The following is a 9,831-nucleotide window of genomic DNA, read 5'->3' on the forward strand; positions in this document are numbered from 1 at the left end:
TAATCTGGTATAAAATTGGCTATGTTGGATTCATCTGCTTAGTTTTAAAGCCATCTATGGCAAAATACACGATATATAGATAACAAATAAGGGGTAAGCAAAAGGAAACGCCCCAATCGAAACGATCGATTAACAATCCCTGCAAATAAGGAATCACGGCACCGCCCACGATTGCGGAAGAAAGTAAGCCAGACGCCCGGGTAGTGTAAGCTCCTAACCCTTGAATCGAAAGTGAGAATATAATAGCAAACATAACGGCATTGCATAATCCGACGCCGACCATGCTCCAAACGGCTACATAACCCGAGGACACAATGGAAAGTACAATCAATGCAACGGAAGCCCCACCTACCCAACGGAGTACGATAGGTGACTTGACGCTTTTGAGCACCATTGCTCCAATCAATCTTCCAATCAACATTCCGCCCCAATAAAAAGCCACGTAATTATTAGCCCGGTGCTCTTCGATATGCAGCCGGTCTGCAACATAATTGGTGAGGAACGTACCAATAGCAACCTCGGCACCCACATACATGAATATGCCCACCAAGCCAAAATTTAAGTTACGGAACGAGAAAATTCCCCGTTGAGCCGGACCGTCTGTGGACGACAAACGCGTCACATGATTGCTAATCTTTGGCAAGGAGAGCAAAGAAACCAGCAATGCGATGAGAAACAACACTCCACCTATTGCCAAGTAGGGTATGCTAACGGCGTCGCTCGATGCGTTGGATTCGGATAACCTGGACAGGATAAAGTGGGCCCCGAAAAGAGGGGCTACCGTAGTACCGATGGAACCCACGCCTTGTATCAGCGTGAGCCGCGACGAGGCAGTTTCGGGCCTTCCAAGTAAGGTAATATATGGATTTGCCGCTACCTGCAATAGTACGATTCCAATAGCAAGCACAAACAAAGCACCAAGGAAAAGGGCGTACTGATGTAATAAAGCGGCCGGGAAAAACAACAATGCTCCCACCCCAGCTATCGCAAAACCGAATACCATTCCTCGTTTATAACCGACCTTCTCGACAATCCTTCCGGCGGGAATGGACATCACCGCATAAGTGAGGAAGAAATAGAATTGCACCAACGACGACTCGGCGTAGTTTAGCGTGAACCCGGTTTTAAAAAATGGCACCAACGTGTCGTTCAAGCAGGTGATGAATCCCATCATGAAATACAGCACAGCCAATGCGATTAGCGCCGGTGTATAGCGCCGGCCGTTGGTATTGGCCGTTATCGGATCATTTATCGTTGTGATCGCCATATCCGTTTTCTTATATTACCACAGCCTGTTGCTTCGCCGAAATGGCCTCCATCGTTTTCCACAGCTGAAACAATCCCCGCGGCACATGGAAACACCCTTTCCATTTACCACCTTTCAGCGGAAGGAGCACCTCACCGCGGCGATTGAGGTAACCGTACCATTCGCCGCCTTCCGCATCCGGAAAATGAGACCATGTGTAATCATGAAGTTTATTGAACCACCGGGCACACCGCTCATCGCCGGTATGCAGGTACCCTTTTGCAAAGGCAATCATTGCCTCGATGTGTACCCACCACAGTTTTTGGTCCCACTCCAATTGCTGCATCGGCTTCCCTTTTACATCCAGGAAGTAAAAGATGCCACCATGCTTTCTATCCCAGCCATATTCGACAAGCTGTACGGCGATGTCGGTAGCTTTCTTCACCAATGCGGTATCACCGATGCGTTTGGCAAGATCCATGACAAACCACATCGCTTCCAAACCGTGGCCGGGATTAACCAGCCGACCTTCAAACGAATCGGAAAACCGACCGTCAGCGGTAACGTTTTCCAGAACGACACTGAGTCCTTGTTGGTAGAACGTATCCATCACGGCTTGGATACCGTAGCGGATGGTGTCGTCCACCAGACTCGGTTCAATCAAGTGTTCGATCTCGAGTACCAGGTTACACAGAATCATGGGCAATGCAAAATTCTGCAATGGCCGTGTATCCGGATATTGCTTATTGTATTTTCCCTTTGGATCGGACCGGCGTTTCAAGATATTATGAAACGTGGCTTTTGCAAGTGCTGCGTAGCTGTCTCGTCCCGTAGCTTTATATAACTGCCCGAAAGCCATCGCGGCAAAACAGTCTGAAAAGATGTTATACGGCTGCACCAAGGGCTTGCCTTCCCGGTTTAGGGCGAAATACCAGTTCCCCTCGCCATCCGTACCATGGGCTTCGAGGAAATTAGCACCGACCAGTGCTGCTTCAAGCCATTCTGGCCGCTTTTCAACGGTATTATAAAGCATCGCCAATGTCCAAACTTGCCGGGCCTGCAGCCAAATGAATTTATCAGTATCATAAACACAACCTGCCTCATCCAAGCAGGTGAAATAACCTCCATACTCGTTATCGAGCGAATTAGACAACCAAAAAGGAATTACATCGGTTAACAATTGGCGTTTATATAAGTCCGCCAGCGCATCAGCATTTGTCATATTTTTCCAGTTCACAATAATGAATATGGCTTATAATTTATGACTGCTAAATAAAAATATATATTTTAATAATCCAAATTAATTTTAAATTATTTTTTTAATTACTTACGTTTTATTAATTTATTTCGTTAATAAATGGCGGTTACTCCGTCAGAATAACCGATGAAGTTTCCCCGACAGGAAAAATAGGGTTATTTAACGGTGCTCCTATTGACAGTTTTTAATTTTTTTAAAAAAGCCTATATTTGCCCACCGAAGGTAATACATATCCAATGACAACGACTTTCTTTGACGAACTGCACGGGGCCGAACTTTCGGGCGTGGCCTTCAAAAATGTGCAACTCAAAAAACAGATACTGGCCCATTTTGCAAATGAGGGGAACACGACACTTGCGGACCTTAGTAAAGAGCTCAACGCGAGTATACCGAAGATAAGCGACCTCGTTAACGGACTCATTGCCGATGGGCTGGCCAAGGACTATGGAAAATCAGATTCGGGTGTCGGCCGCAGGCCAAATTTGTATGGTCTGGAGCCCGATTCAGCATTCTTTGTTGGTGTAGAGGTGAAAAACTTTCAGGTAAACATCGGCCTTATGGATTTCAAGCGCAACCTGATAAAGACTCGACAGGGAATCCCATATGCATTGAACAATACCGAAGATTCATTGCAAGCGTTATGTGCGATCATCGAAGATTTCATTAAAACAAGTTCCGTGGAACGGGAGAAAGTACTCGGAATCGGCGTTAACCTAGGTGGGCGCATCAATTACAAAACAGGATACAGCTACAGTTTCTTTAACTTCCACGAAGACCCACTAAGCAAAATCATAGAGGCGTCTATAGGTATCCATACCTTCCTGGAAAATGATTCACGGGCCATGGCTTATGGCGAATTCTGCAGCGGAGCGGTACGTGAAGAAAAAGATGTGCTTTTTGTGAACCTGGACCACGGCATCGGTATGGGTATTATGGTAAATGGGCAACTCTATTACGGCAAATCCGGCTTTGCGGGCGAGCTCGGACACATACCGACATTCAACAACGAAATCCTCTGCCACTGCGGGAAAAAGGGCTGTCTGGAAACGGAAGCTTCGGGAGAAGCGATCACCCGGATATTCAAGGAGCGACTCAATAAAGGGGCAACTAGCATCGTCACAAATAAACGTCCGTCGCCGGAAGAGATCAAATTGGAAGACATCATCGAGGCCGCTAATAATGACGACACCTTAGCCATCGAGCTCATTACCGAAGCCGGCGAAAAGATCGGCAAGGGCATGGCCACGTTGGTTAACCTCTTCAATCCCGAATTGATCATCCTTGGCGGCGCACTAGCATCAACGGGCGATTACATCCGGTTGCCCATTAAAAATGCACTGAATAAATATTCGTTAAGTTTAGTCAACAACGATTCGCAGATGATCATCTCCAAGCTGGGCCAAAAGGCCGGCGTTATAGGCGCCTGCCTGTTGGTGCGCGACCGCTTACTTGCTATTACTTCATAGCGCGTGGCGCCCAAATAAAAACAGGCACCCCCTAATCGGGAGTGCCTGTTTGGCCAACGCTTCCTTTTAGCTAACGCCTCCGCGTGCAGCGCTGCAGCAGCCAGCTTACCGCGAAGCTCACCGTAGCGCCGATGGCGGCCAGTACAGCGGTTTTCACCACGTCGTGCATACCCAGCTGGGCCAATACGCTCAGTAGCGTACCGCCACCTGTTCCAATGCCCAATTGGCTGTTAGTCGTCTTCATCGGCCGCTCCTTCCCCATCGCGCAGACTGCCTTCCACCGCCTCCAGCACGCCCAGTGCCAGGGCGAGGTATTTCGCTGTCAACACCACTTTTGGCGGCAACCTTACCGGCGAGGCAATGATGAGTTGGCTGGCCACCGCCAGCGTTTCCTTGATCCTGTCGTAAAGTGTCGTCTCCCGCTCTTTGGGGAGATCGACTGTTTTTATTGTTTCTTTCATATTTTTTAAGTTTTCTGTTTTGGCTTATCGCAACGCGTCCGCATACTCCGTACGCCAGGCCGCTTTTGCGATCATCCTAAAACCCTACCTCATTTTCCACGACCAGTCTGGTATTTCCTTGCTGAATCTCTTCCACCAACAGCGGGTACACGTATTGATATGCCGCTTCCGAGCCCATCACTTGGTAATCTCCATCCAACCGTTGCCAATATGAGCCCGTGAGCGGGCATCCCGCCGTTTCCGTATGGTAGTTTCCGATATGGATAAACACCAGCTGGAAGCTGGGTATCTCGGTGATCTCCACCATGCCCTCGTGCAGCTTCGGGAAGCGCTTGGCATACCTGGCGTTCATGCCCGACCAGTGGTTGAGCGAGAGGCCGTATTCGCCTTCGGGGATGCAGGTAATTCCCTGTATTTTTTCTTTGCGGATACGGTCTTCCAACAGGTAGCAACAGAAGGTGCCACCGATATAGAGGTGGCTGAGGGTACTGTTCTTCCCCTGGGCCACGCGCCTGATTTCAATTTGCTTACTCATCTTCGACCCTTATTTTCCCCAAGAACTGGCTGTCTGAAAACCGGGCGAGGTTACGCTCGGCCACAAAAGCATATACCAGCCATTCGCTGCCCGCGGGTTCTGCCGATATATCCACCGACGCGGAACCTGTATGGCGATGGCTTTCGCCCACCAACAGGTGTTTGGTAGACTCCTGGTAAGCCAGCACAAAAACCCGGTCATCGCCGAAGGCCAGGCTTTGGGGTGCACCGGTATTCCACGAGACCCGCAGCTGTCCGTCCGTGTACGACGAAATAGTAGCCTCCAAGAGCCGTGAGAGGCCCCCCTGGCTTAACCTAACCTCCGCCGGATTAATGACGATATCGGGATATTGCCCAACAATGGCGTGGCGCGTGAGGTGGGATACCGCACGGTTCAACGAACCCGTTTTATTCCTCCCGTTGGTTTTGTTTGAAAAACCGAGGTATACGATTTCGCGCAGTGGCGTGAGGAAATCCATTGCCATCGCCAGTTTCGCCCGGGCTTCCAGTTGCTTGGCCGTTGGCGGTTTGGATGATTTCCGCGGCCGGCTCCGTAGGTAGTAGCCCGTGGGGCCTTTGCAGGCCACGACGTCACCTACCCTGCCCGAGAAGGTGAACAAGTCGATTAATTTTGCCATGTCTATGTGTTTTAAAAACCGGGGCGGCGAACTCCGCCCCGGTCGTGAAACTTCAATTATTACTGCAATGTGTATGGGCACTTATACCAACGTATGCGACCCCAAATGGATGGTGGCCGATACCCATCCCTCCCGGCCCACGGCAAACACCCAGATGTCTGCCTCATTGCCAGCCATACCTTCGTCGAGCGGGATTTCCACCGTCCCTGCCGAGCGCGGCTCAACCGTATCGGATGTATAGAAGAGATTTTGGGTATGGTCGTGCAACAGCACGTACACCTCGTCATCGCCGTTGCCCGTAAAGCGGCGCACCGACGGGTTCCAGTTTACGGTAACCACGTCGGGGTCCAGGGTTACCGTGGCGTTGCGCAGTGGTGGCAGCGCCCCTTTACTGAATTTGACCTGCGCATAGTCGATCGCGAAATCGGGATATGTGCCGGTCACGGCCCGCAGGTTGAGCGCCATCGCCCTGTTAAAGATCGTGGCCCGTGAATCGTCCACGTTGGCCAGCCCGATTTCGAGCAGGCCTTTCAGGGGCAATAGGAATTCGCCCATGAGTCCGAATCGCTGCTGTTGTGCCAACTGGGCTTCGCTGAACGGCTTCGTGCGCTTCTTGCTCAATCCGCGCATGTAGGGGATGCTGCGCCAGCTGCTGCCGATGATGCTTCCCACTTTTCCGGAGAAGGTGCCGATGGCACCGTTTATGAATTTTGCCATGTTATTTCTATTTTTTGATTAAACCATATGCCGGGCGGATACCGCGGATTTCCGCTACCGGCAAGGCAAACATCGGGCATAGCATACGGGAAACCCAGCCCATGTCCGCAGGTGTCCGGAACTGTCCGGCGTTGTCCTGAAATGTCCGCACCCCATCAGCATATATGTTCCCGAATGCCTTTTTATCCGTGCTGTATGCTTGTTCGGAACTTGGACGGGGCTTAGACGGGATTTGGGCGGGGACCGGAAGGGTGCCGGCCGTCCAAGCTCCGAACAAGACCCGCCTTAGCCCCATCGGGACACCCAAGCCGATTACAGGCGGACTACAAGCGGGGTATGAAGCAGGTTTACGCGGGAAAGCGCACAAAAAACCCGCCGGTACCGGAAGGCGGCGGGTTTTTCAAATTGTCGCAAGGTGATTGTCAACTGGGGCTGCCACCCCGCCCTGCTTCGATGATATCAGCCATCAGGTAATAGCTTTTCCCGCCGATGCGCAACGGACACAGCGTGCCCTGATCGTTGTAGCGGCGCAATGTGCGGTCCGTGATGCGCAGCATCTCCATTACCTCTTCCGGGTATAATAGCCCATGCCGTTGGGCGGGATTGCCCAAACCGGCCAATAGGCGCTTGAGTAATTCGACAAGCAGATCTAACAAAGGCACAATAACGTCGGCTATGCCTTTCCCCTTATGGGGGTACGATAAATAAGCATTATTTTCCATAAGATTTCCTTTCAGTGTTTCTAATTGATTTCCGTATTCGGTATATGTTTGTTGACGGATAGATGTCCGGCACATCTATGTGCAAGGCAAAGTTAAACGGCTGGAGCATATACAAAACCATCATTTATAACGGTCTTACCCACGGCAGTAACATTTAATTTTACACCGTACCAATTTTATATTATCATGAGAAATCAGTTACTTTATGCCATCGGAATCGGTTTGCTCGCTAGCTGTGGGCAAGCTGTAAGCAAACACAACATGCACCCATCCAATCTAGCCGTTCCGGATTCGGTGACCGTTCCGTATGAAGAAGCTCGCCGTATGGTGGCCAATTATGCATCGCATGCTGGCTATGTGACCCGTGGGCAGGACTCCCTACCCAACAGCCGTGCGATATGGTTTAGCGTGGAATTGATCAAATCCCTGGCCGCACAGGTCGAGGCCGAAGGCGGCGACGGCATACGGTTTTACTTTGCGGCTTACGATGACGATTACTCGCAAGTTCGGGACGGTTCTTATGTGCCACCAAAGCGGTATTGGGGTTACAATACGTTGTTGATGGTATCCACCCGGGATAGCGTAGCGAATGGGCAGCACTATCACCGCGATTACTTCAGTGAGGGCGGTGTGGTTGCTAAGAGTGAAAAGGCTGGTTTCATCATCAATCGAGGCAACGTGTGTTGCCCGGATTGCTGGGATGACCCGTCACTGTTTGATCCTGAAACATCAGCAGCGTGCAATTAGCCATTGTCAATATGCTGATTGAATTGGCCTGCTTTGTAGTTGCGTGGCTGCGGCTGCGGCACGATCCGGAACGGCATTGGGCGTTGTTCCCTTGGTATTTGTTCGTGGTGGTCGTCACTGAAACGGCCGGTTTCTATCTTGGCCGCATCATTCAACAACCCAGCAACTGGGTTTATAACCTTTATATCCCGATTGAAGGCACGTTTATCAGCTATTTTATTTACCGGGTGTGCAGGCCTTATGGCCTCACACCCGTTCTCTGGAAAGGATGGGTACTACTCTTTATTTGCTGCTACGCTACCGAGCGGTTTTTAGCCAGCGGGTTAAACGATTATGGTACATACACCATCATGCTGATGAATGTTTCCTTCATCGGTGCCTTTATTGGTTACATCTTCCGGCTGGCGCGGTCGCCATTGCAACCGATGCCGCTGTACCGGCATGCTCCGACGGTTTGGATGGCGGCCATGGGTTCCTTTTATTTCGGCACCTTGGCTACCAACCTCATCGCCGAACTTTTACTCAGTAAAGCATTAGCCATTGGCAATACTTCGATGTACGCAGTGATCTATGCATTTTTTATCCTCTTATTGTACGGTTTATGGATATACTCAATTATGTGCAGGTATCAAAACAGACGCTGACCGGTGTCATCATTCTCGGCACATTATTGTGTGTGCTGTTCTGGGTGATGCTGGTATTATTCACCGTGATGTACAACCGCGTCCGCTCGCTGACGGCCGACCAGGTACGGGCGGGCCGGCTAGCCGAATCGGACCGGGTTACCAAGCGCCTTTCGGAAGCGCTGCACGACGATGTGCAGAACCAGCTTGCATTTGCGAGCAAATTGCTAGCCGACTACATCTATGCCAACAACCGTAATGAACCCACGCCCAGCAATCTGCTCACTACAGCCCGCAATCTCGTATTGGAGAGCATTGAAGAACTGCAAAACGTGGGATTGCTACTGGATGGTAAGCGTGTCATTGAGGCCGGTCTGCTCCACGCCATCAAGCAGTTCGTTTCACACCTCGAGAAAAAGCGTGGGCTGAAAATCGATGTCAGCGCGGATGATATATCTACGGACCAGCTGCCCGACGAAACTGTTCTCGAATTATACCGGATTACCCAAGAGGCCCTTGGCAATGCCGTGAAACATGCCAAGGCCTCAAGAATAACCGTTGGCTTCAAGGAGTCCGCACCATATGTGCTGGAAATCATTATTTGCGACAACGGCGTGGGTTTCAATCCGTCAGGGGCCCATAAACCAACTTCGAGGGGTTTGGAAATCCTTCGGTCAAGGGTAACGGCAATCGGGGCAAAACTCACCATTGACAGCGCTCCGGGTAATGGCACCCTTATCCGGGTGAGCCTGGCCTATCCCGTAAAAACCTGCGGTAAATCCCCTTAAAAAAACAACCAGAAAATCATGCTTACAAACACATCACCAACCATCCACGTAGCCATCGTGGATGACCACGTTTCCACGACCGAATATACCGCTGACTACCTCAGGCAACACGCCGAGCGCATCCATGTAGTATTCACAGCGTCAGACAGCAGCGAAATGCAACACCAACTTAAAACATGTGATCCGCCCCCTGATGTGGTGATCATGGATGTGATCATGCCCGATATGGACGGCTATGCGGTAACCGAATGGCTGGCCAAGCATTTCCCAGACATCCGCGTGCTGATTTATACAGCAGTAAACAATATCGATTCCGCAAAAAGTTTCCTACGTTTAGGGGTCCGAGCATTCATGAATAAAAGCTGTTCCTCGCAGGAACTGATTGACGCCATCTGCGAGTTGGCCGATACCGGTAAACACCTGAACGAATACATATCACCATCGCTCATCCAAAGTGCCAAGTTCGGGTGGATAGAACCAGGTTTGGAAACGGTAACACCACGGCAGCTGGAAATCCTGAAACAGCTGGCTACGGGCCATACCGACGAGGAAATGTATCCGCCCGACCAACTACAGGTTTGATTCCTGAAGATTATTTTTATAGTTCTGTGGGTATAGGTCTTTCAGGTTT

Annotated in this window: 14 protein-coding genes; 5 read left to right on the forward strand and 9 right to left on the reverse strand. The window is 50.5% G+C overall.

The annotated features are described in order from the left end of the window. Positions 1-19 precede the first annotated feature (19 nt). Both ACEVG1_RS17980 and ACEVG1_RS17985 read right to left on the reverse strand, forming a co-directional pair. Complete coding sequence (locus ACEVG1_RS17980; RefSeq protein WP_374745113.1) at positions 20-1,267, reverse strand: sugar MFS transporter; 1,248 nt, start codon at positions 1,265-1,267, stop codon at positions 20-22. A gap of 10 nt (positions 1,268-1,277) precedes the next feature. Then, on the reverse strand, positions 1,278-2,468 hold the full coding sequence (locus ACEVG1_RS17985; RefSeq protein ID WP_374745114.1) for an AGE family epimerase/isomerase: 1,191 nt from the start codon (positions 2,466-2,468) through the stop codon (positions 1,278-1,280). A 272-nt stretch (positions 2,469-2,740) separates the two neighbouring features. On the opposite strand from ACEVG1_RS17985, the gene ACEVG1_RS17990 reads away from it, so the two are divergent. Next, positions 2,741-3,970, forward strand: coding sequence for an ROK family protein (locus ACEVG1_RS17990; RefSeq protein ID WP_374745115.1), 1,230 nt, complete (start codon positions 2,741-2,743; stop codon positions 3,968-3,970). Between the two features lie 70 nt (positions 3,971-4,040). On the opposite strand, the gene ACEVG1_RS17995 is transcribed toward ACEVG1_RS17990, so the two are convergent. From ACEVG1_RS17995 to ACEVG1_RS18025, 7 genes are all read right to left on the reverse strand, one after another. Further along, positions 4,041-4,214, reverse strand: a complete 174-nt coding sequence (locus ACEVG1_RS17995) for a hypothetical protein (RefSeq protein WP_374745116.1) — start codon at positions 4,212-4,214, stop codon at positions 4,041-4,043. Further along, complete coding sequence (locus tag ACEVG1_RS18000; protein WP_374745117.1) at positions 4,201-4,431, reverse strand: hypothetical protein; 231 nt, start codon at positions 4,429-4,431, stop codon at positions 4,201-4,203. Before ACEVG1_RS18000 ends, ACEVG1_RS17995 begins: the two co-directional genes overlap by 14 nt. 76 nt (positions 4,432-4,507) lie before the next feature. Continuing rightward, the gene (locus ACEVG1_RS18005; RefSeq protein WP_374745118.1) at positions 4,508-4,966 is read right to left on the reverse strand and encodes a DUF5675 family protein; all 459 of its coding nucleotides are present in this window, start codon (positions 4,964-4,966) and stop codon (positions 4,508-4,510) included. After that, positions 4,959-5,603 (reverse strand): DUF6266 family protein, encoded by a 645-nt coding sequence (locus tag ACEVG1_RS18010; RefSeq protein ID WP_374745119.1) that lies wholly within the window; start codon positions 5,601-5,603, stop codon positions 4,959-4,961. Before ACEVG1_RS18010 ends, ACEVG1_RS18005 begins: the two co-directional genes overlap by 8 nt. Positions 5,604-5,684: 81 nt before the next feature. Continuing rightward, positions 5,685-6,320 carry a DUF6266 family protein gene (locus tag ACEVG1_RS18015; RefSeq protein ID WP_374745120.1) on the reverse strand — a complete coding sequence of 212 codons (636 nt, stop codon included), beginning with the start codon at positions 6,318-6,320 and terminating at the stop codon, positions 5,685-5,687. A gap of 7 nt (positions 6,321-6,327) precedes the next feature. Next, positions 6,328-6,615, reverse strand: a complete 288-nt coding sequence (locus ACEVG1_RS18020; protein WP_374745121.1) for a hypothetical protein — start codon at positions 6,613-6,615, stop codon at positions 6,328-6,330. Between the two features lie 127 nt (positions 6,616-6,742). Next, complete coding sequence (locus tag ACEVG1_RS18025) at positions 6,743-7,042, reverse strand: helix-turn-helix domain-containing protein (protein WP_374745122.1); 300 nt, start codon at positions 7,040-7,042, stop codon at positions 6,743-6,745. A 186-nt stretch (positions 7,043-7,228) separates the two neighbouring features. Between ACEVG1_RS18025 and ACEVG1_RS18030 the strand changes: the two genes are divergently transcribed. Genes ACEVG1_RS18030 through ACEVG1_RS18045 form a run of 4 tightly spaced genes read left to right on the forward strand, consistent with a single transcriptional unit; the run spans position 7,229 to position 9,782 of the window. After that, positions 7,229-7,789, forward strand: coding sequence for a hypothetical protein (locus ACEVG1_RS18030; protein ID WP_374745123.1), 561 nt, complete (start codon positions 7,229-7,231; stop codon positions 7,787-7,789). Continuing rightward, the gene (locus tag ACEVG1_RS18035; protein WP_374745124.1) at positions 7,780-8,433 is read left to right on the forward strand and encodes a hypothetical protein; all 654 of its coding nucleotides are present in this window, start codon (positions 7,780-7,782) and stop codon (positions 8,431-8,433) included. The genes ACEVG1_RS18030 and ACEVG1_RS18035 overlap by 10 nt, the downstream gene beginning before the upstream one ends. Next, positions 8,391-9,200: a sensor histidine kinase gene (locus ACEVG1_RS18040; protein ID WP_374745125.1), complete on the forward strand. Its 810-nt coding sequence runs from the start codon at positions 8,391-8,393 to the stop codon at positions 9,198-9,200. The genes ACEVG1_RS18035 and ACEVG1_RS18040 overlap by 43 nt, the downstream gene beginning before the upstream one ends. Before the next feature lie 18 nt (positions 9,201-9,218). Next, on the forward strand, positions 9,219-9,782 hold the full coding sequence (locus tag ACEVG1_RS18045; protein ID WP_374745126.1) for a response regulator transcription factor: 564 nt from the start codon (positions 9,219-9,221) through the stop codon (positions 9,780-9,782). Positions 9,783-9,831: the final 49 nt, after the last annotated feature.

The sequence above is a fragment of the Parapedobacter sp. 2B3 genome (genome assembly GCF_041925275.1).
In the GTDB taxonomy this organism is placed as follows: Bacteria; Bacteroidota; Bacteroidia; order Sphingobacteriales; family Sphingobacteriaceae; genus Parapedobacter; species Parapedobacter pyrenivorans_A.